The sequence below is a fragment of the Agromyces zhanjiangensis genome (assembly GCF_040496055.1).
Classification (GTDB): domain Bacteria; phylum Actinomycetota; class Actinomycetes; order Actinomycetales; family Microbacteriaceae; genus Agromyces; species Agromyces zhanjiangensis.
The window spans coordinates 153,014-174,362 of sequence record NZ_JBEPKB010000007.1 but is presented as its reverse complement, the minus strand read 5'-3'; the positions used below and the strand labels follow the sequence as shown (position 1 = coordinate 174,362).

At 71.3% G+C, this 21,349-nt stretch carries 17 protein-coding genes and 1 tRNA gene; 16 read left to right on the top strand and 2 right to left on the bottom strand.

Annotated elements, in window-relative coordinates; genetic code table 11:
* Positions 1–29 precede the first annotated feature (29 nt).
* The 6 genes from ABME02_RS14065 (at position 30) to ABME02_RS14040 (ending at position 5,825) form a co-directional block, all read left to right on the top strand.
* Positions 30–111: transfer RNA gene (locus tag ABME02_RS14065), tRNA-Tyr, on the top strand.
* A gap of 341 nt (positions 112–452) precedes the next feature.
* Positions 453–1,622 (top strand): CaiB/BaiF CoA transferase family protein, encoded by a 1,170-nt coding sequence (locus ABME02_RS14060; RefSeq protein WP_353815973.1) that lies wholly within the window; start codon positions 453–455, stop codon positions 1,620–1,622.
* Positions 1,619–2,749, top strand: coding sequence for an extracellular solute-binding protein (locus ABME02_RS14055; protein WP_353815972.1), 1,131 nt, complete (start codon positions 1,619–1,621; stop codon positions 2,747–2,749). The genes ABME02_RS14060 and ABME02_RS14055 overlap by 4 nt, the downstream gene beginning before the upstream one ends.
* 1 nt (position 2,750) lies before the next feature.
* The gene (locus tag ABME02_RS14050) at positions 2,751–3,218 is read left to right on the top strand and encodes a MaoC family dehydratase (protein WP_353815971.1); all 468 of its coding nucleotides are present in this window, start codon (positions 2,751–2,753) and stop codon (positions 3,216–3,218) included.
* A 4-nt stretch (positions 3,219–3,222) separates the two neighbouring features.
* On the top strand, positions 3,223–4,236 hold the full coding sequence (locus ABME02_RS14045; RefSeq protein ID WP_353815970.1) for a LacI family DNA-binding transcriptional regulator: 1,014 nt from the start codon (positions 3,223–3,225) through the stop codon (positions 4,234–4,236).
* Between the two features lie 245 nt (positions 4,237–4,481).
* Positions 4,482–5,825, top strand: a complete 1,344-nt coding sequence (locus ABME02_RS14040; RefSeq protein ID WP_353815969.1) for an L-fuconate dehydratase — start codon at positions 4,482–4,484, stop codon at positions 5,823–5,825.
* A gap of 60 nt (positions 5,826–5,885) precedes the next feature.
* On the opposite strand, the gene ABME02_RS14035 is transcribed toward ABME02_RS14040, so the two are convergent.
* Complete coding sequence (locus tag ABME02_RS14035; RefSeq protein ID WP_353815968.1) at positions 5,886–6,620, bottom strand: FadR/GntR family transcriptional regulator; 735 nt, start codon at positions 6,618–6,620, stop codon at positions 5,886–5,888.
* A 129-nt stretch (positions 6,621–6,749) separates the two neighbouring features.
* On the opposite strand from ABME02_RS14035, the gene ABME02_RS14030 reads away from it, so the two are divergent.
* The 9 genes from ABME02_RS14030 (at position 6,750) to ABME02_RS13990 (ending at position 17,875) form a co-directional block, all read left to right on the top strand.
* Entirely contained in the window at positions 6,750–7,913 is a 1,164-nt protein-coding gene (locus ABME02_RS14030) for a mandelate racemase/muconate lactonizing enzyme family protein (protein WP_353815967.1), read from the top strand.
* Entirely contained in the window at positions 7,900–8,568 is a 669-nt protein-coding gene (locus ABME02_RS14025; RefSeq protein WP_353815966.1) for an RraA family protein, read from the top strand. The genes ABME02_RS14030 and ABME02_RS14025 overlap by 14 nt, the downstream gene beginning before the upstream one ends.
* A gap of 305 nt (positions 8,569–8,873) precedes the next feature.
* Entirely contained in the window at positions 8,874–10,193 is a 1,320-nt protein-coding gene (locus ABME02_RS14020) for an ABC transporter substrate-binding protein (protein WP_353815965.1), read from the top strand.
* 77 nt (positions 10,194–10,270) lie between these two features.
* Positions 10,271–11,266 carry a carbohydrate ABC transporter permease gene (locus ABME02_RS14015; protein ID WP_353815964.1) on the top strand — a complete coding sequence of 332 codons (996 nt, stop codon included), beginning with the start codon at positions 10,271–10,273 and terminating at the stop codon, positions 11,264–11,266.
* Entirely contained in the window at positions 11,263–12,201 is a 939-nt protein-coding gene (locus ABME02_RS14010; RefSeq protein ID WP_353815963.1) for a carbohydrate ABC transporter permease, read from the top strand. Before ABME02_RS14015 ends, ABME02_RS14010 begins: the two co-directional genes overlap by 4 nt.
* A gap of 5 nt (positions 12,202–12,206) precedes the next feature.
* Entirely contained in the window at positions 12,207–13,319 is a 1,113-nt protein-coding gene (locus tag ABME02_RS14005; protein ID WP_353815962.1) for a Gfo/Idh/MocA family protein, read from the top strand.
* 9 nt (positions 13,320–13,328) lie between these two features.
* On the top strand, positions 13,329–14,162 hold the full coding sequence (locus ABME02_RS14000) for an inositol monophosphatase family protein (RefSeq protein ID WP_353815961.1): 834 nt from the start codon (positions 13,329–13,331) through the stop codon (positions 14,160–14,162).
* A 1,600-nt stretch (positions 14,163–15,762) separates the two neighbouring features.
* Entirely contained in the window at positions 15,763–16,716 is a 954-nt protein-coding gene (locus tag ABME02_RS13995) for a M23 family metallopeptidase (protein WP_353815960.1), read from the top strand.
* Between the two features lie 223 nt (positions 16,717–16,939).
* Positions 16,940–17,875 (top strand): endonuclease domain-containing protein, encoded by a 936-nt coding sequence (locus tag ABME02_RS13990; RefSeq protein ID WP_353815959.1) that lies wholly within the window; start codon positions 16,940–16,942, stop codon positions 17,873–17,875.
* Positions 17,876–18,141: 266 nt separating this feature from the next.
* Here ABME02_RS13990 and ABME02_RS13985 read toward each other — a convergent pair whose 3' ends face one another.
* Entirely contained in the window at positions 18,142–19,824 is a 1,683-nt protein-coding gene (locus ABME02_RS13985) for a glycoside hydrolase family 13 protein (RefSeq protein ID WP_353815958.1), read from the bottom strand.
* A 251-nt stretch (positions 19,825–20,075) separates the two neighbouring features.
* Here ABME02_RS13985 and ABME02_RS13980 point away from each other — a divergent pair, with 251 nt between their 5' ends.
* Positions 20,076–21,308: a sugar ABC transporter substrate-binding protein gene (locus ABME02_RS13980; RefSeq protein ID WP_353815957.1), complete on the top strand. Its 1,233-nt coding sequence runs from the start codon at positions 20,076–20,078 to the stop codon at positions 21,306–21,308.
* Positions 21,309–21,349 lie beyond the last annotated feature (41 nt).

Sequence of the window (21,349 nt, the reverse complement as noted above, 5' to 3'; positions counted from 1 at the left end):
GGTCATGTGAAGAACGTGGTCGGGCGTTCGGCGAGTTACCCAAGCGGCCAAAGGGATCTGACTGTAAATCAGCTGTCTACGACTTCGGGGGTTCGAATCCCTCACTCGCCACCGTCTGGAAGCCCCGGTTCGCCGGGGCTTCTCGCGTTTCCGGGGCGGATGCCGCTGATCGCCGCGTGATGCATGAGATTCCGGGCGATGGGCGCACCCGGGTGTGGAGCGGACGGAGTCTGCACTGTTCTCCGACCCACGGCCCACGGCCTCCGGCCGCGGCCTCGGGCCCCGCCGCCGCGTGCCGGGCCGCGCCGCGAAACCGGTTGCGATGCGACCGCACGATCGTCTACGCTGATCAAACGATTGAGCAATCAAACGATTGATCACCATTGCGCCCCACGGCCCGACGCACCGACGCGGCGGCCCCCGTCGGGCGACGACACCTCGAAGGCGCCTGCATGAACGCATCGAAGCCACTGCCGCTCGACGGCATCCTCGTGCTGGACTTCAGCCAGTTCCTGGCCGGGCCCGTCGCCGCGATGCGCCTCGCCGACCTCGGCGCGCGGGTCATCAAGATCGAGCGGCCCGGCACCGGCGACATCGGCCGGACGCTCGCATTCGCCGGGCGGACGGCGGACGGCGACACCGTCTCGTTCCACGCGATGAACCGGAACAAGGAGTCGATCACCGCCGACCTCAAGGCGCCGGCCGACCTGGCCTACGTCAAGCAGCTCGTGGCGCAGGCGGACGTCGTCATCCAGAACTTCCGGCCCGGCGTCATGGAGCGGATCGGACTCGACTACGCGTCGGTGCGCGAGATCAACCCGTCGATCGTCTACGCGAGCGCCACCGGCTACGGCACGGAGGGACCGTGGAAGGATCGACCCGGCCAGGACCTGCTCGCGCAGTCCATCTCCGGACTGCCATGGCTGAGTGGCGGCCACGACGACGGCCCGGTCCCGGTCGGGCTCTCCATCGCCGACCACCTGCTCAGCTGCCACATCGCGCAGGGGGTCACGGCGCTGCTCGTGCGCCGCTTCCGCACGGGGGAGGGCGGCCACGCCGAGTCGAGCCTCCTCGAGTCGATGCTCGACCTGCAGTTCGAGCTGCTCAGCACACGACTGAACGACGAGACCATCAGCGTGCAGCGAGGCGGCCCGCACTCGGCGCACGCATTCCTCGCGGCGCCCTACGGGACGTATCCGACCGCCGACGGCTACATCGCCCTCGCGATGAACCCCATCCCGAAGATCGGCGAGCTCCTCGAGCTCCCCGAGCTCGCGGCCATGGTCGACCCGCAGGAGGCCTGGGACCGACAGGAGTGGATCGAGGCCGTACTCGCCGAGCGCTTCGCGACCGGCACCACGCAGTCCTGGCTCGACGTCCTCGACGCGGCCGACGTGTGGTGCGCACCGGTGCTGACCCTCGACGAGCTCCTCGAGTCCGACGGCTTCGCCGCCATCCGGATGACGCAGCAGGTGCGCCGCGGCGACACCACCCTCTCGACGACGCGTGGTCCGATCCGCATCGACGGCGAGGTGCTCACGAGCGCCAAGGCCGCGCCGCGGCTCGGCGAGGACGACGCGCGCGTCCGTACCGAGTTCCCGCCCGTCGAGGTGACCGCATGACCATCGTCCTCCGCGGCATCACCTGGGAGCACGAGCGCGGGTACGGCAGCGTCGCCGCGGCGGCCGAGGCGTACCGGGCCGTCGCCCCCGACGTCGAGGTGGCGTGGGAGTTCCGCTCCCTCCTGGCCTTCGGCGACCAGCCCCTCGACGAACTCGTCGAGGCGTACGACCTGCTCGTCATCGACCACCCGCACATCCCGTTCGCCGCCGAGCGCGGACTGCTGCTCCCGCTCGACGGTCAGGGCCACGACGACGAGCTCGACCTGCTCGCGACGCAGTCGGTCGGCGCGTCGCACGCGTCGTACCGGCACCGGGGACGGCAGTGGGGCCTGGCGACGGATGCGGCGGCGCAGGTCGCGGCCTGGCGGCCCGACCTGCTCGACGCGCCCCCGCGAACCTGGGAGGAGGTCCTCGCGCTCGCCGAGGAGGGCCGCGTGCTCTGGCCGGCGAAGCCGGTCGACGCGTTCTCGAGCCTCGTGACCATCGCGGCCGGCCACGGCACCGAGGCCATGCGCGAGCCGGGTGTCTTCCTCCCGCGGGATGCCGCGCTCGAGGCGCTCGGGATCATGCGACGACTCGCAGAGCTGACGCCCGACGACAACCTCGGGCTCAACCCGATCGACGTCGCCGACCGGCTCGCCGCGGGCGACCGGTTCGCGTACAGTCCGCTCCTCTTCGGGTACACGAACTACTCGCGCGCCGGCTTCCGCGAGCATCGCCTCGCGTACGTCGACATCCCCGCGGGATCGGCCGGGGTCCGCGGCTCGCTGCTCGGCGGCGCCGGCATCGCGGTGTCGGCGCACACGCGGCATCCGGACGCGGCGATCGCGCACGCGTTCTGGCTCGACTCGGCCGAGGTGCAGGAGGGCGTCTACTTCGACGGCGGCGGGCAGCCCGGCAACGCCGTGGCCTGGGAGTCCGACCGGACGAACGAGCTCACGCTCGACTTCTTCCGTGGCACGCGAGCGACGCTCGAGTCCGCCTACGTGCGGCCGAGGCATCCCGACTACCCCGATCTGCAGAACGAGATCGGGCCCCTCATCACCGCCGCCCTCGCCGGGCGGATGACCGACGACGAGCTCATCGCGCGACTCGACGAGGCGACCGAGCGCCACCTGGAGGACTGACATGCAGACGATCGACCGCTGGTTCGAGGACATCGAGATCGGCGAGCGCCGGCAGACCGTCGGGCGCACGATCACCGAGGCGGACATCGTGCTGCACGCCGGGCAGACGGGCGACTTCTTCCCGCACCACATGGACGCGGAGTGGATGGCGACCCAGCCCGCCGGGCAGCGGATCGCGCACGGCACGCTCATCCTGTCGGTGGCGGTCGGCATGACGGCGGGAGACATCAACCCGCAGTCGATGAGCTACGGATACGACCGCATCCGGTTCATCCGCCCGGTGTTCATCGGCGACACGATCACGGTGACGGCCGAGATCACCGACCGGTCCGAGCATGCGAAGCGACCGGACGAGTTCGGCTACGTGCACGAACTCGTGTCGGTCGTGAACCAGCGCGGCGAGACGGTGCTGGTGCTGACGCACCTCTACCTCGTGAACCGTCGCGCGACGGTCGAGTCCCTACACTGAGCCCATGGCCACCCTGAGCGACGTCGCGGCCCGGGCGGGAGTCTCGGTCTCGGCCGTCTCGCGCGTCCTGAGCGATGCGCCGAGCGCGCGCGTCAGCGCCGCGACACGGCAGCGGATCCACGATGCGGCCCGCGAACTCGACTACCGGCCGAACTTCGCCGCACGCGCCCTGAAGTCGGCGCGCACCAACGTGATCGGCCTCGTCGTCCCCGACGTCACGAACGCGATCTTCGCCGAGCTGATGCGCGGGGTCGAGGAGGAGGCGCTCGCACACGGGAACATGGTGCTCATCGCGCGGACCGAGGGCATGCCCGAGGGCGAGGACACCATCCCGCGACTGATCGGCGAGGGGCGAGTCGACGGCGTGCTGCTGCAGGTCGGCGATTCGATGCGCGCCGAGGAGCTCCGCATCCTGCTCCACGCTCCGCTGCCGCTCATCTTCATCAACTCGATCCATCCCGACCACGTCGGATCGGTGACGCTCGAGGACGCGCGTGCCATCCGGATCGCGACCGACCACCTGATCGGGCTCGGGCATCGCCGGATCGGCTTCATCGGCGGGCTCCCGCGCTCCGACTCCGGGCAACGGCGCGAAGCGGGCTTCCGGTCGGCGATGGCCGATGCGGGGCTCGAGGTCGCGGAGGGCCTGGTGACGCGCCTCGGGTACGAGCCGGCGCAGGGCGGGGCGGCGATGGCCGTCCTGGCCGCGCTCGACGAACGGCCGACGGCGATCGTCGTCGCGAACGTGAACGCGGCGCACGGCGCCCTGCTGGAGGCCCGGCGGCTCGGGCTCGGCGTGCCCCAGGACCTCTCGATCGTGGCGATGCACGACGCGTGGACGGCGGCGAACGCCTGGCCGCCGCTCACGACGGTCCGCATGCCGCTCGCCGAGCTCGGGCGACAGGCGGTCAAGGACATCATCCGGCGGATCGACACGGGCGAACTCGCCGACCGCGTCGTGCGCGACCCCGCCCCCGAGCTCGTCCTGCGCGAGTCCACGGCCGAGTTGTCCGGGTAGCCACGCCGATAGAACTGATCTATTCACGGCCCATGCCGTCAGTCCTTCCACCGTCTCCCGAATTCTGCTGAATTCATCCAATGAATCGGCTAGAGTGGAGCAAACGCCGAACGGCACGTATGCGGTCCCTCGCGAAGCGGCGCGGTCCACGCACCCAGGTCGGCGCCTCGCACGACCCATCACGTCCGTTCCGCCCGCGGCGCAGCGACCACGCCATCGCGCGGCAGACCCAGGAAGCCCACGACATGACCACCATCACCGCTGTCACCGCCCACGACGTCCGGTTCCCGACCTCGCTGAGCATGGACGGATCCGACGCCATGAACAAGGACGGCGACTACTCCGCGGCGTACGTCGTGATCCACACCGACGACCCCGACGTGCGCGGATACGGGTTCACCTTCACGATCGGGCGCGGCAACGACCTGTGCGTCGAGGCCGCGCGCCAGCGCGGGCTGCCGCTCGTCGGCCGATCGGTGGAGGAGGCCGTCGCCGACCTGGGCTCGGTGTACCGCGAGCTGTCGTCGGATTCTCAGCTGCGCTGGCTCGGGCCGGAGAAGGGCGTCGTGCACCTCGCCATGGCGGCCGTGATGAACGCGATGTGGGACCTCGCCGCCCGCGTGGCGGGGAAGCCGCTGTGGCGCCTGCTCGCCGACATGACCCCGGAGGAGCTCGTCGACGCCGCGGACCTCCGCTACCTCTCGGATGCCCTCACTCGCGAGGAGGCCATCGCGATCCTCGCCGAGAAGGCGCCGACCCGCGCGGCGCGCATCGCCGACCTCGAGTCGCGCGGCGGGTACCCCTGCTACACGACGAGCGCGGGCTGGCTCGGCTACTCGGACGAGAAGCTCCGACGGCTGCTGCAGGAGGCGGTCGACGAGGGGTACCGGCACGTGAAGCTGAAGGTGGGCTCCGACGTCGAGGACGACATCCGTCGCCTGCGCATCGCGCGCGAGGTGATCGGCTGGGACGCGAACCTCATGATCGACGCGAACCAGGTGTGGGACGTCCCGCAGGCCATCGAATGGGTGGGCCGGCTCGCCGAGTTCGAGCCGATGTGGATCGAGGAGCCGACGAGCCCCGACGACGTGCTCGGCCACGCGGCGGTGCGGAAGGCGGTCGCGCCGATCGGCGTCGCCACCGGCGAGCACGGCATGAACCGCGTCCTCTTCAAGCAGATGTTCCAGGCCGGTGCGATCGACTACTGCCAGCTCGACTCCGCTCGCCTCGCGAGCGTCAACGAGATCGTAGCGGTGTACCTGATGGCGCAGAAGTTCGGCGTGCCGGTCTGCCCGCACGCCGGCGGCGTCGGCCTGTGCGAGCTGGTGCAGCACCTGTCGATCTTCGACTACGTCTGCGTCTCGGGCACGCTCGAGAACCGCGTGACCGAGTTCGTGGACCACCTGCACGAGCACTTCGTCGACCCGTGCATCGTCGAGAACGGCCACTACACGATGCCGTCGCAGCCCGGCTACAGCGCCGAGATGCACGAGTCGTCCGTCGCGCGGTACGCGTTCCCCGATGGGGCGTACTGGGCGGGTGCCCGGCCCGGGGCGCACGTCGAGGAGTCGGTGCTCGCCGAGGCGTAGGCGGCCGAGGGGCCGGTCGTTCCCCGACCGGCGACGTCGCCGGCGCTCGGCCGGCCGCGCTCAGCCGGCCTCGGGGTCCTCGTCGGCGTGCTCCGCGCTGAACTGCTCGACCCCGAGCAGGTGCGTCGACATGCGGATGCTCGCGCGGCCGGGGTCGCGGCGGGCGAGCTCGGCGAGGATGGCGCGATGCTCCCGCTGCGTCTCGCGCACGGATCCCCGGTGGCTGATGGCGCGCCAGAGGCGGGCGCGGAAGGTGCGTCCGACGAGGGCGTCGACGAGCGCGGCGAGGGGCGGGTTGCCGCTGGCCGCCGCGATGGCGCGATGGAACTCCGTGTCGGTGTTGATGAACTCCTCGAGGTCCATCTCATCCTCGTGCTCGAGCTCGCGGTCGACCCGCGCGAGGATCGCCTCGAGGTCGGCGAGCTGCTCGTCGGTGACCCGCGTGGCGGCCAGCGAGACGCTCTCGGCCTCGAGGACGCGTCGCACGGCGAGGAGGTCGGCCGCGTGTGCGGGCTGCTGCAGGTCCGCGAGGAACCCGAGCGGGCTCAGCAGCGCCGCCGGATCGAGCGCCGTGACGTAGGTGCCGTCGCCCTGGCGGGTCTCGAGCACGCCGAGCGTCGCCAGCGCCCGCACGCCCTCGCGGAGCGAGCCGCGCGAGACGTTGAGCATCGCCGCGAGGTCCTTCTCGATCGGCAGCCGGGAGCCGGGCTTCAGCTCGCCGCGCGTGAGCATGTCCTTGATCCCCTGGATCACGACGTCGGTCTGGGAGCGGGCGGAGCCGTGCGCGTCGGACATGGCGCCCATCCTAGGTGGCCGGTTCTGCGTGCCGGGCTCGTTTCATCCGATCAATCCTTGTGATCAAACGTTTGAGCAGTTATCGTCGCAACCACACATCCGATCACGACCCTGAGGAGCGCCTCGACGATGAGCGACCTGACCGCAACCGTCCGAACCATCAGACCGGTGCTGCTGTCGCACCGGTACGACCCCGGTGACGAGCTCGTCTGGGTCGGCGGGACGATCCGATCGTGGGATGCCGCGCTCGTGGAGGTCGAGCTCGCCGACGGCACGCGCGGCATCGGCGAGGCCGGTGCGGGCATCATGGCCGCCACGGCCGTGCCCGGCATCGTCGATGCCTTCCGCCCCTACCTGGTCGACGTCGCATTCGGGTCGCCGCTGGAGGTGGCCGACCACCTCCGCGCCTACACCGCCTTCTGGTCGCGTGGGGGCATCCTGAGCGGCGTCGCCGGCGCCATCGAGACCGCGGTGCTCGACGCCGCCGCGAAGCGGGAGGGCGTACCCGCGTACGACGTCCTCGGCGGCGCGGCGCGGCAGCGCATCGAGGCCTACGCCAGCGGCGGCCTCGGCACGACGTTCGACGAGGTCGCCCGATGGGCCGCCGGCCAGTTCGCCGCGGGCTTCGGGACGGTGAAGTTCCGCGCGATGTCCGACCCCGACACGACGATCGCGTTGCTCGACCACGTCGTCGGCGGACTGCCGCCGCGATCGCGCTTCGTCATCGACGCGGTCCAGGCCTGCGCGTCGTCGCCGTGGTCGGTCGAGGACGCCGTCCGCGTCGGCCGGCATGCCGCGAGCCTCGGTGCGCGCTGGTACGAGGAGCCGTGCCAGGCCGACGACGTCGCCGGGTTCGCGCGCGTGCGCGCAGCGGTCGACGTCCCGATCTCCGGGGTCGAGTCCAACGGCACCGTGCGCGAGTTCGCCGAACTGGTCGCGGCCGGCGGCGTGGACATCGTCCAGCCGGACGTGACCTTCGTCGGGGGCCCGCGGGCGTTCTCCCGGGTCGCGGCGCTCGCGCGCGAGGCATCCGTCGACTGCGTGCCGCACGTGTGGGGGAGCGGCGTGACCTTCGCGGCGAACCTGCACACCGTGCTCGCCGAACCCTCGGTCGAGCTCTTCGAGTACTGCACGCTGCCGAACCCGCTGCGCGATGCGCTCCGGGTCGAGCCGGTCGACTTCGCCGACGGGACCATCGGGGCCCCGACGGCGCCGGGACTCGGCGTGCAGCTGACCGACGAGATCGAGCAGCGGTACGCGTTCCGGCCGGGGGGCGGGCATGTCATCCGCTGACCTCGGCTTCACGCCCATGGCGGGCGACGACCGCCTGTCGACGGCGATCCTCAGCGATTCGTGCGACGCCGTCGGGCTCCGCGACCAGGTCCTCCAGCATCGGCTCGCGCCGATCGTGCCCGGGTCGCGCGCGATCGGCAGGGCCAGGACGGTGCGCTTCGCCCCGGCGCTCGAGGACGACCCGGCGGACCCGTACCGCGATGCGATCGACTTCATCGATGGCATCGGTCGTGGCCAGTTCGTCGTCGTGGCGACTGATCGCAGCAACGACTCGGCGTTCTGGGGCGAGCTGTTCAGCGCCGCGGCGCTGGGTTCGGGCGCCTCGGGCGTCGTCACGGACGGCAACCTGCGCGACACCGACCGCATCGCCGCCCTCGGCTTCCCGGCCTTCTCCGCCTCGCGCCGGCCGATCGACTACCGGGCGCGCATGCGCGTCATCGCGCACGACGTCGACGTCGTCCTCGGCGGGGTCCGCATCGCGCCGGGCGACCTGGTCATGGCCGACGACGACGGCGTCGTGGTCGTGCCGCGCGAGCACGAGGCGTCCGTGCTCGCCCGGGCCCGCGAACGGGCGGCGCGGGAGTCCACGGTGCTCGCCGAGTTGCTCGCGGGCGACTCCCTCCGGGCGGTGTGGGATCGGCACCGAGTGCTCTGACTCGCTGGTGGCGGCCGTGGGCGGGGTATCTCCGCTCACGGCCGTGCGCGCCCGATTTATCCAATCTCTCCGGATGTTTCGGGGCCCACAGGGTCGTTCCTCGATTCTCGCTCACATATTCATCTGATCTATAGTACGATCGACCGCGCTGGATCGCTCGGCACGGGATGTGCTCAAACGTTTGCTTAGAGGCACCGAGTTGGTATAACGTTTGAGCACCCCCGGGGCCGGGACCCGGCAAGCTCCGACCGACCACGACAACCACGACGGCGTGATGTCTGCGCCACCTCATCCAAGGAGTGTCAATGAAGACCACGAGGTTCCTCTCGGCGAGCGCAGGGGTTGCGACGATCGCAGCGGCCGCGCTCGTCCTGTCCGGCTGCGCCGCCGGCGACGCAGCCGACACGTCCACCCAGACCGACTCCGGCGGGAAGATCACCGTCTGGGTCGACCCGCCCCGCGTCCCCGCCGCGGAGGCCTTCCAGGAGGCCTACCCGGACATCGAGATCGACGTCGTCCAGATCGACGGCACGGTCGGCGGCAAGACGGTCAAGCAGTCCTTCGCCAACTTCGACTCGGCCGGCTCCGGATGGCCCGACGCGATCTTCTTCCCCTCGAACGACGACATCGCGTGGGCGACCAGCTCGACGAGCAACTACGCCGCCGACCTCACCGACCTCCTCCCCGACGTCATCGAGGGATACGACCCGGCCGTCCTGTCCTTCTGCGACATCGACGGCCAGATCCGATGCCTCCGCAACGACGCCGCTCCCGACGTGTTCTGGTACAACAAGGCGTTCTTCGACGACAACGGCTACACCCTCCCGACCACGTGGGAGGAGTACGCCGAACTCGCCGTGACGATCGCCGATGAGCACCCCGGCAAGATCAGCGGCTTCCTCGGCGATGCCTACGCGATCAACCGCTACCTGCAGGGCGCGAACTGCCCGACCAACGACCGGGTCTCCGAGACCGAGGCGCACATCGACCTCTCCGACCCGAACTGCGAGCGCGCGACCGAGCTGCTCACCGAGATGTACGACGGTGGAGCGCTCTCGACCCAGGGCATCTTCGACGGCGACGCGGCCGAGGCCGGCGTCAACCTCGTCATGAGCCCCGGTGCCGTGTGGTGGGGCAACTACCTCTTCCGCGACACCTGGCAGATCCCGGCCGGCGAGATGAGCGCGGTCGCTCCGCTGACCTGGGACGGCGAGTCGTCGCCCTCCACCGGCAACGAGGGCGGCGGCCTCTGGGGCGTCTCCTCGCACATCACGGGCAAGCAGCTCGAGAACACGCTCACGTTCGCGACCTTCGTGGCCACCGACCCGCGCTGGCAGGTCGACCTCTCGACGGGCCTGCCCGGGTACGGCCCGGTGCAGGACGCCTGGCTCGCCAAGATCGAGGCGGACGCCTACTTCGCCGACATCCCCTCCGTGCAGCAGGCGTTCAAGGATGCCGCAGGCGCGGTGCAGCCCTACGCCTACATGCTGTACGACACCGGTTCGGTCTGGACCGAGAAGGTGAGCCCCACGCTCATCTCCGGCGGCACCATGCCCGACGCGATCGCCGCGTTCGGCGAGGAGCTCGTCAACCAGGCAGAGTCGGTGGGCTACACCGTCCAGTGACGAACCGCGCCCCGGGGGAGTCGGCGGACTCCCCCGGGGCGCACCCCCACTCGTTCCGCATCGCAGAGGATGACGACATGACGACAGCGACCACCCAGGCCGAGAGGCCGCGCGCGGCCGAGCGGTCGCGATCGACCGAGGCGGGCGCGAAGCGCCGGGCCGCGAAGCGCCGGGCGCCGCACCGCGTCGAACGGCGCGGCGCGTTCATCCTCATGGCGCCGTACCTGCTGCTGTTCGTCGTCGCGGCGGCCATCCCGATCGGGTACGCCTTCTGGATCAGCCTGCAGAAGGCGCCCACGCTCGTGAACCCGCAGACCGGGTTCGGCGGCTTCGAGTCGTTCGTGACGGTGGTCACGGACTACCGCTTCTTCGGCACCTTCGTGAACATCTTCACGGTCATGATCATCTGGCTGCCGATCATGATCCTCGGCATCGTCGCGATGGCGCTGCTCATCCACGCGAGCCCCGGCCGATTCGGCGGAGCGATGCGCTTCGTCTACTACATCCCCGGGGCCCTGGCCGGCATCGCGAACTTCGTGCTCTGGGTCTACCTGCTGAACCCGTCGCAGTCGCCCATCGCCTTCCTCTGGCAGGACCTCGGCATGACCACCCTCAAGGAGGTCGTCACCACCGAGAACCTGCCGCTCATCCTCACGGCGATGCTGTTCTTCCAGGGGCTCGGCACCTGGATCGTCATCGTCAACGGCGGCCTCAACGGGATCTCGGACGAGATCTTCGAAGCCGCGGCCCTCGACGGCGCCAACGCATGGCAACTCGCGTGGCGCATCAAGCTGCCGCTGATCCGCCCGTGGATCGGGTACGCCGCGCTGATGAACCTCGCCTACGGATTCCAGCTGTTCCTCGAGCCGTACCTCATGAGGCAGATCTCGGCCGGCTCGATCGACAGCGAATGGGCGCCCACCCAGCTCGGGTACGCGTTCGCATTCACCAACCGCAACTTCCCCGCCGCGGCGGCGATGTCGATCATCCTGCTCGTCATCACCCTCGCGATCGGCATCATCATCGTCTTCCGAAGCGGACTCTTCGGCGAGCGCGAGGAGAAGGCCCGATGACCACCACATCGCACGAGACCCACCAGATCGTCGGCTCCCGGCACTGGGGCGTCGGCCGGATCGCCCGCATCACCATCATGCTCGCGTTCGCCGCACTGTTCGTGCTGCCGATCATCGGCTTCATCGCCATGGCGTTCCGCAGCCAGGAGGGGATCGTCGCCGGCGGCGACGGATTCCTCGGCCTCGGCGGGATGTCGTGGGAGAACGTCGCCTACAGCTGGCAGCAGCTCATGGGCTTCGGGCCGGCAGGCGGCGGCGTGTTCCTCCGCTGGATCATGAACTCGCTGATCGTCGCCGTCGTCGGCGGCGTGCTCGCCCTCGTCGCCGCCCTGCCCGCGGGATATGCCCTCGCCCGGCTGCGATTCGGATCGCGCCGGTTCTGGCTCTTCGCCACGCTGCTGGCGATGGTGATGCCGAACACGGTGCTCGTGATCCCGCTCTTCCTCGAGGTCAACGCGATCGGCGCCGTCGGGCAGCTGTGGCCGGTCGCGGTCATCATGGGCTTCTTCCCGTTCGGCGTGTACCTCGCGTACATCCACTTCATGACGACCATGCCGCCCGAGCTCGTCGAGGCGGCCCGGATCGACGGGCTCGGCGAGGTGGCGATCTTCTTCCAGGTGGCGCTGCCCATCTCGAAGCAGGTCGTGGCCCTCATCGCGTTCTTCTCGTTCGTCGCGAACTGGACGAACTTCTTCCTCCCGCTCGCCCTGCTCACGTCGAACCAGGACAACAAGACGATCTCGATCGGGATCCAGGAGCTCATCGGCGCGAGCCCGCTCTTCAACGCGACCGTCGCCGCGGGCCTCGACGTGAAGCTGTACATGCCGCAGCTCGCCCTCGCCACCGTGATCTCGATGATCCCGCTCCTCGTCGTGTTCCTCGGCGCGCAGCGATTCCTCATCCGCGGCCAGACCGTGGGCGCCGTGAAGGGATGACGCGAATGACCGACCTGCCCGAGTTCGATCCCGCCGCGGCGTACACGCTCGAGTTGCCGAGGCATCCGCGCCCGATCGTCATCATCGGCACCGGCGGCATCGTCAAGGACGCCCACCTGCCCGCGTACCGGAAGGCGGGCTACCCCGTCTGGGGGCTCGTCAACCGCACCGTCGCGCGGGCGCAGGCGCTCGCCGACGAGTACGGGATCGCGAACGTGTTCGGCACGGTCGCCGAGGCGGTCGCCGCCGCGCCGGCCGACGCGGTGTACGACATCGCGCTGATGCCCGAGCAGTACCTCGAGACGCTCGAGCAGCTCCCCGACGGCGCCCCCGTGCTCATCCAGAAGCCCCTCGGGCAGACCTACGAGCAGGGCGTCGAGTTGCGCGACCTCTGCCGGTCGAAGGGGCTCGTCGCGGCCGTGAACACGCAGCTGCGCTTCGCGCCGTACGTCGCCGAGGCGCGCAGGCTCATCGCCGAGGGCGCGATCGGCGAGCTCTACGACCTCGAGATCCGCGTCTCCGTCGACACGCCGTGGCACCTGTTCCCGCACGTCTTCGGGCTCGAGCGGCTCGAGATCAACATGCACTCCGTGCACTACGTCGACCTCATCCGATCCTTCCTCGGCGACCCCGACTCGGTGAGCGCCGTGACGAGCCGCCACCCCGAGAAGTCGGAGGTCGCGAACACCCGCTCCCTCATCGTGATGCGCTACCGGGACCGGCCGATCCGGGTGACCGTCAGCACGAACCACGATCATGCGTACGGGCCGGCGCACGAGGAGAGCTTCATCAAGTGGGAGGGAACCAGGGGCGCGATCCGTGCGCAGATGGGGCTGCTCCTCGACTACCCGACGGGTGGGCCGGATGCGCTCGAACTGGCGCTCCTGGCCGAGAAGGAGCGCGGGTGGGTTCCCGTGCCGTTCGAGGGCTCCTGGTTCCCGGACGCGTTCATCGGCTCGATGGGTGCACTCCAGCGGTTCGTCGAGGGGTCGGTGCCGACGCTGCCGACCTCCGTCGACGACGTGCTGCACACGATGGCGGTCGTCGAGGCGGCGTACGAGTCGGAGGAGCGTGAGGGCGTCCCGCTGCAGGTGAGCGACGCGCTGCTCCCGCAGTAGCGTGGGGGCATGACCCAGAACGCCGCGGACGCGGCATCCGTCGACCTGCTCGCCATCGCCCGCCGGATCGCACTGACGGCCGCCGAGGCGGCGCTCGAGGAACGCCGTCGCGGCATCTCGGTGGCGGCGACGAAATCGACGCCGACCGACGTCGTCACGGCCGTCGACCGCGACACCGAGGAGCGCATCCGCTCGATGATCCTCGATGCACGCCCCGACGACGGCATCTTCGGCGAGGAGGACGACACGCATGTCGGCTCGAGCGGCCTGAACTGGGTGGTCGACCCGATCGACGGCACGGTGAACCTGCTCTACGGCATCCCGTCGTGGTCGGTGAGCATCGCGGTGGTCGACGGCCCGCCCGACCCGGGGCACTGGCACGCGCTCGCCGGTGTCGTCGTGAACCCGGTGACGGGCGAGGTGTTCGAGGCGAGCGTCGGCGGCGGGGCCCGACTCGTCGACGGGCTCGGGGAGCGCGAACTGCGCGTGAACGAGGACGTGCACCTCTCGAGGGCGCTCGTCGCGACCGGATTCGGGTACGCGGCCGAGCGGCGGGCGACCCAGGCGGAGGTGCTCGTGAGCGTGTTGCCGCGCATCCGCGACATCCGTCGGATCGGCTCCGCCGCCCTCGACCTCGCCGCGGTCGCCGCGGGCCGGCTCGACGCCTTCTACGAGCTGGGCCTGAATCCGTGGGACCACGCCGCGGGCGCCCTCATCGTGCGCGAGGCGGGCGGACGGGTCGGCGGCCTCGGAGGGGCGCCCGAGGGCGACCGGATGCTCGTCGCGGCTGCGCCGTCGCTGTTCGACGACCTGACCTCGCTGCTGGAGGAGGCCGGGGCGTAACCGGACGCATCCCTCCGTATACCGCATCCACGTGGCGATCCGACGATCGACCGGTTACGCTTTATCGATCCGTGATCTCGGCCCTGCCCGGTGAACACGAGCCCCCCGTCAGCCCCCCGAACGAGCGAAAGTCCCCCACGTGCCCGAGTCCCCCCTCGTGCCCGACCATTCAGCGCCAGGCACCAGAGACCGCTTGCGGTCAGAGCGCACGCCGACGCGCCGCGAACTGCGGGACCGCTCCTCTTCCACCTCACCGGCCGAGCCGGCCGACCGACGGGTCGGCGACTCGGCCGTCGGCGTATCCGGGGGCGTCTCGTTCGAGTCGTACCTGCCGTCGAACGGCGCGTCGGTGACGGGCCCCGCGCGCGAACCCAGGCGGCGGGCGGATGCCACGGGGCCGCTTCGTCCGCGTGATCGCCGCGATGCGGCGGTCGACGCCCCGCAGGCCCATCAGCCCTCCGGCTCAGCGCGCCCGGCGTCCCCTCCCGTCGCGCCGACGGAGTCGCGCCGCTCCCGGCGCGACCCGCTCCCGGCGCAGGAGTCGGCACCGAACCGCCGCGAGTCCCCGGCGTCGCACCCCGCGAGCACCGCTCGGCCGGCCGCTCCGCAGCCGTCCGGCACCCATGGTGCGGGCGTGGACCCCGCAACGCGGACCGGCCGCCGCGCGGCCGCGGGACCGGTCGACGGCCCGGCCGCAGGCCTTCGCGCCGACCGGCCCGGTTCCGCCCCGCGAGGCGCTGCGGTACCGGCGCCGGGCGCGCCTCCGACGGCTCCGGCGCGCGCACCCCAGGCGCCCGCCGCGCCGACATCCGCGACCCCGGCTCCCGCGGCGCGCCGGCCCCGCCCCGCCGCGGCCCCGGCGCCCACCGAGCGGCCGTACCGACCCGAGTCGGGAGCGCCCGAGCCCGGGTGGGCGCCGCAGCGGCGGCCCGAGGCCGAGCTGCCACCCGGTCGCGAGTCGGTGCAGCGCAGCGCCGCTCCGCGCTCCGCGCCCGCCCCCCGCCCCGAGGAAGTCCCCGCCCGCACGCAGCACCCCGCGGCGCCGGCCGGCGGCCGTCTCGACGACCCGCGCGTCAGGCCGCGGCCCGACGGGCACCCGCGGCGACCGCAGGCGGGTCCTGCGAATGCGCCGGCCGCTCGTCCGAACCCTGCCGGGACGACCGGGCCGACCGATCCGTCGTCGCCGACGCGATCGCAGCCGTTCCAGCCCGGGGCGGCTCCCGCTCCCCGCGGACCGAGCTCCGCCGCCGTATCGGCCCCGCCGTCGCAGGGTCACCGGCAGACCGGCGTCCCGCGGCATCCGCACCCCGACCCCCGCGTGGCCCAGGGCGGGGTCCGTGCCGAGCGAGGTCCCGATGCCGGTGAGCGACCGGGCGGTCCGCGCCCCCTGGCGCACCCCTCCGCAGGACTCCGCGACCCCCGCCTCGCCGCGTCCCGCGACCCCCGCCTCGCCGGGCGGCCGGAGGTCCAGCCGCGTGCGACCCGGCCCGGTGACGGGCCCATCGATCGTCCCGTTGGCCGAGAGGCCGCGCGCCTCGACGCACTGCCCGCCGACCGCCGCGTCGCGGCATCCGATCCCGCCGTCATCACCGCGAACGACGTGAGCGACCTCTTCGGGGCCGGGCACCGCGAGGACCGCGACCTCGACGGGGCCGTCGAAGCCGCCCGACTCCGCGAGCGCGGCGCCCGGGCGGGCTCGAACGGACGAGGTGAGCCCTCGGCATCCGCGCACCGCGCCCCGGTCGGCCGCCGGACCCCCGCCGATCGTCGGGCGCCGCAGCGCCCCGAGGGTCGTCCGGAGGACGGACCCTTCACGTCGAAGTCCGCGCCCGCGCGGAACCGGAAGCGCGCCCTGACCACGCGCTTCGCGAGCGTCGTCGCGATGGGATTCGTCGCGATGCTCGCCGTCGCGACATCCGTTCCCTCGCTGTCGCTCCTCACTCCGGCGGAGGTGCAGGCGATGGCCCTCTCGCAGACCACCGGCACGACGCCCGACGGTCAGCGCGTCGACATCTCGGGCGGCACGCTCGCCGCGGGCGTCGGTCGAGAGGACTACCAGGCGCAGACCATCGAGGAGTATGCGCAGGCCGCCGGCATCCGCGCCGAGGCGACCTTCACGAACAACCCGCTCGGCACGATCCAGTGGCCCTTCGCCGTCGGCGTGCACATCGGCGACCGGTTCGGGTACCGCAACTGCTACGGGTGCTCGGTCGACCACCACGGGCAGGACTTCAACCCCGGCCTCGGTGCGCAGATCCAGGCCATCGCCGACGGCGTGGTCTCGAACTCGACCGACTCCGGCGGCTCGCTCGGCGTCGTCACCATGATCGACCACGTGATCGACGGGCAGGTCGTCACGAGCGTGTACGCGCACATGGAATACGGCTCGCGCCGCTTCGAGGTGGGCGACACCGTCGAGGTCGGCGACGTGCTCGGCACGACCGGCAACACGGGCATGTCGACCGGTCCGCACCTGCACTTCGAGATCCGCATCGGCGGGATCGACGGGTACTGGGTCGACCCGCTCGAGTGGCTCTACGCGAACACGAACTGAGCTGATCCCGCCCGCGGCCCGCTCCGCGGGCGTCGTCGTGCGCGCACGGCACGCGAGCCCCCCGGCGGCGCGGCGCGGCGTCGCCGCGCGGAATGCATGAGATACCGACCTTCGACCTCGCATGGCGTGCCATCGGGCGGAATCTCATGCACCAGTGCAGCAGCTCTCCACAGCCGGGCTCCATCCCGCGAACAGGAGGCGCAGCGCGGGGCACACTCGACCCATGTCCTCGGCGGCCCGGCTCACGCGCGAACACGGCGGCGTGCTCTCGGCGACCCGGCTCGTGGAACTGGGCTGCGCGCCGGCCCGCGTCCGCGCAGCAGTGGCCGCAGGCGAGCTTCGCCGGGTCCGCAACGGATGGTTCGCGACGCCGGACGCGCCCCGCGAGATCGTACGAGCAGTCCGTGTCGGTGGGACGGCCACGGCGGCGACCGTCGCACGGCGCCACCGGCTCTGGGTGCATGCCGACGATCGCCTGCACGTGCGCGTGCGCCACTCGACCGGGCGCCTCTCGTCGCCCGACGATCGCAGCATCCCGCTCGATCGCGAGCGAGACGGCGTGTGCGTGCACTACCGCACGCGTGGTGGGCTCGACCGGGCGAGCGACCCGCTCAGCGTCGCTCTCGCGGAGATGTTCTCCTGCGCTGGGGAAGACGACGTGCTCGCGACCATCGATAGCGCCGTCGAGCGTGGTGTCCTCGCGATGGGGCACCTCGACCTGATCCGCGACGGCATGCCCCGGTCGCGACGGCATCTCGTCGATCGAGTCGATCCGTCATGCCAGTCCGGGCTCGAGACCCGGGTGCGACTGCTGCTCCGGTCCAAGCGGATCGAGTTCCGCGCGCAAGCGGCGATCGAGGGCGTCGGCACGGTGGACGTCCTCGTCGGGGCCCGCCTGATCATCGAGGTCGATGGTCGCGCATTCCACAGCGGCGCGGCATTCGAGGCGGACCGTCGGCGGGATTTCGAGGCACTCATCCGCGGATACGTCGTGATGCGCCTGAGTTACCGCCAGGTCATCGAGGACTGGGAGCGCACGCGCGCGGGCATCCTGGCGCTCGTCGCCCGGGGCGAGCACCGAGGTCCGCGGCGAGCGACACCGATGGCTGCGCTGCCGTTGTCGGTGCTGCATCGGGAGTCGCCCATCGAGAATGCATGAGAATCGGGCGGATGCCGGCGCTGGGGAAGCCTTGCACGGGAATCTCATGCAACGTGGGCGGAGCGGCGTGGAGCGGAAGGTGGAGACCGGCGGGCGTGCCATCCTGCGAACTCCGGCGCAGCGCGATCGGGGGAGCGAGCTGTCGTAGAAACCCGGCGAACGGATGCTGCGCCGGACGGTGAGCGGATGCCATGTGGCATCCGCTCACCGTCGCGACCAGCAGCGTGGGCGACCCGTCTGCCGGGGCCCGGGCGCAGCGCGGCGGGCTAGGCGGCGAGCCAGGCGGTGGTCTCGCCGGGGAGCGTGCGGCCGTCGAGCGCCGCGCTCGAGAGGATCACGTCGCCCTCGGGGAGCTCGACGGGGGACGAGCCCGTGTTCGCCACGACGAGCACGCTGCCGTTGCGGACGGCGAGGACGTCGTCGCCGAACCCGTCCAGCCACTCCAGCTCTCCGGTCGCGAGCGACCGGGCGCGACGCTCGGCGAGGAGCGAGCGGTACAGCTCGAGCGTCGAACCGGCGACGCCGCGTTGGCGGTCGCGCGCGAACTCCGCCCACTCGGCGGGCTGGGGGAGCCACGTCGTGTCGGCGGGGCCGAAGCCGTACGACGGCGCGTCGGCCTCCCAGGGCAGCGGCACGCGGCATCCGTCTCGGCCGTAGCGCTCGCCGTTCGTGCGGAACCAGGTCGGGTCCTGGCGGGCCTCGTCGGGCAGGCCGATGGCCTCGGGCAGGCCGAGTTCCTCCCCCTGGTAGAGGTACGCGGAGCCGGGCAGCGCGAGCATGAGCGCGGTCGCGGCGCGCGCGCGTCGGAGGCCGACCACCGGGTCGGGCAGGCCCGGGCTCTTCGGGCCGATGCCGTGGCCCTGCAGGCTGTCCGAGGTCAGCGCGAGGCGTGAGGCGTGGCGGATGACGTCGTGGTTCGAGAGCACCCATGTCGAGGGTGCGCCGACGGCGCCGAACGTCTCGATCGAGTGGTCGATCACCGCACGCAAGGGTGCGGCCTCGAACGGGGTCTCGAGGTAGGCGAAGTTGAACGCCTGGTGCATCTCGTCGGGGCGGACCCACTTGGCGACGCGCGAGAGCGGGTCGACCCATGCCTCGGCGGCGAGGATGCGCTCGCCGTCGTACTCCTCGAGCACCTTCCGCCAGTCGCGGTAGACCTCGTGCACGCCCTCCTGGCCCCAGTACGGAGCGCCGACGTTCTCGTCGTGGATCTCGGGCTCGAGCGGGACGCCCGCCTCGAGGCCGTGCTGATTGCCGCCCATCGAGCCGGCGTCGGCCGGCGGGGTGTAGTCGGGCAGCCCCTCGGCCTTGATGAGTCCGTGCGCCACGTCGACGCGGAACCCGTCGACGCCGCGGTCGAGCCAGAACCGCAGGATGCGGCGGAACTCCTCGCGGACCTCGTCCTGCTCCCAGTCGAAGTCGGGCTGCGAGCTGTCGAAGATGTGCAGGTACCACTGCCCGGGGGTGCCGTCGGGGTCGGTCGTGCGGGTCCACATCGATCCGCCGAACACCGACTCCCAGTTGTTCGGCGGGAGCTCGCCGTGCTCGCCCTTTCCGTCGCGGAAGACGTAGCGGGCGCGCTCCGGGCTGCCGGGGGCGGCCGCGAGCGCCCGCTGGAACCAGACGTGCTGGTCGCTGGAGTGGTTCGGGACGAGGTCGACGATGACCTTGAGTCCGAGCCGGTGCGCCTCGGCGAGCATGTCGTCGAAGTCGGCGAGCGTGCCGAAGAGGGGGTCGACGTCGCAGTAGTCGGCGACGTCGTACCCGGCGTCCTTCTGGGGCGAGGTGTAGAACGGCGACAGCCAGATCGCGTCGACGCCGAGGTCGGCGAGCTCGGGCAGGCGCGAGCGGATGCCGGCCAGGTCGCCCATGCCGTCGCCGTTCGCGTCGGCGAAGGACCGGGGGTAGATCTGGTAGATCGCGGCGGTGCGCCACCATTCGGAAGTCATGGAGAAAACCTTAAGCCAATCTCAGATATCTGGAAGCGCTTGCACCTTCAAGTGCCCCGGAGGAGCCTAGCAAGCCGGTATCGATCACGTAACGCCGAGTTGTCAATGTGACGCGGAACAGGTATACCTGAAACCGCTTGCAATCACATGGCGGGCAACATCACACGGAAGAACGGCCTTTCGGGCACGGTGCGCGGAACTCCCCACCAGGCGAAGGCGCCGATCTCACGCACACTGAGAAGGGCACACCAATGCGGGTGAACACGAAGAGCCTCCTCGCGGCCGGCGCCGTCGCCGTCGTCGCGACCCTGGGTCTCGCGAGCTGCGCGAGCGGCGACTCGGGCGAGGGCGACAACGGCGCTGCGGCCGGCGGCACGCTGACCGTCTGGGTCGACGCCGAGCGCGTCGACGCGCTGAAGGGCGCGGCCGAGGCCTACACCGAGGAGACCGGCGTCGAGGTCGAGCTCGTCGGCAAGGACAACGCGACCATCAAGGACGACTTCATCCAGCAGGTGCCGACGGGCGAGGGCCCCGACATCACCATGGGCGCCCACGACTGGCTGGGCGAGCTCTCGACCAACGGCGTCGTCGCTCCGCTCGAGCTCGGCGACTCGGCCGCCGACTACCTCCCCGTCGCGATCGACGCGGCGACCTACGAGGGCACCGTCTACATGCTCCCGTACGCGGTCGAGAACATCGCCGTGCTCCGCAACGCGGACCTGGTCGCCGAGCCGGCGACGAGCTTCGACGACATGATCGCGAAGGGCAAGGAGGCCGGCCTCGACCAGCCGTTCGTCGTCGAGCAGGGCGCAGAGGGCAACCCCTACCACCTCTACCCGTTCCAGACCGCGTTCGGCGCCCCGGTGTTCGGCACCAACGACGAGGGCTACGACCCGACCGACCTCCAGCTCGGCAGCACCGGCGGCACCGAGTTCGCCGAGTGGCTCAGCGGCCAGGGCAAGGACGGCACCGGCGTCTTCAACACCGACATCGACGGTGACATCGCCAAGCAGGCGTTCCTCGACGGCACGGCTGCCTTCTGGCTGACCGGCCCGTGGAACGTCGGCGCCGCGATCGACGGCGGCGTCAACGTCGCGATCGACACCGTCCCGAGCCCGACCGGCGACGCCGCGTCGCCGTTCGCCGGCGTCAAGGGCTTCTTCGTCTCGTCGGAGTCGGAGAACAAGGTCGCCGCGAACGACTTCCTCGTGAACTACATCGGCACCGAGGACGTCCAGCTCGAGCTGTTCGAGGCCGGCAACATCCTGCCCGCCCTCTCGGCCGCGGCCGAGTCCGCCTCGAGCGACCCGATCATCGAGGGCTTCGCGGCCGTCGGCCAGGAGGCCGTCCCGATGCCCGCCATCCCGGCCATGGGCTCGGTGTGGCAGTACTGGGGCATCGCCGAGGCCTCGATCATCAACGGCGAGGACCCGGCGGCGACGTGGGAGAAGCTCACCGCCGACGTCCAGGCTGCGATCGGCTAAGACGGACACGGGCTCCGGCCCGGATGCCGCGAGGCATCCGG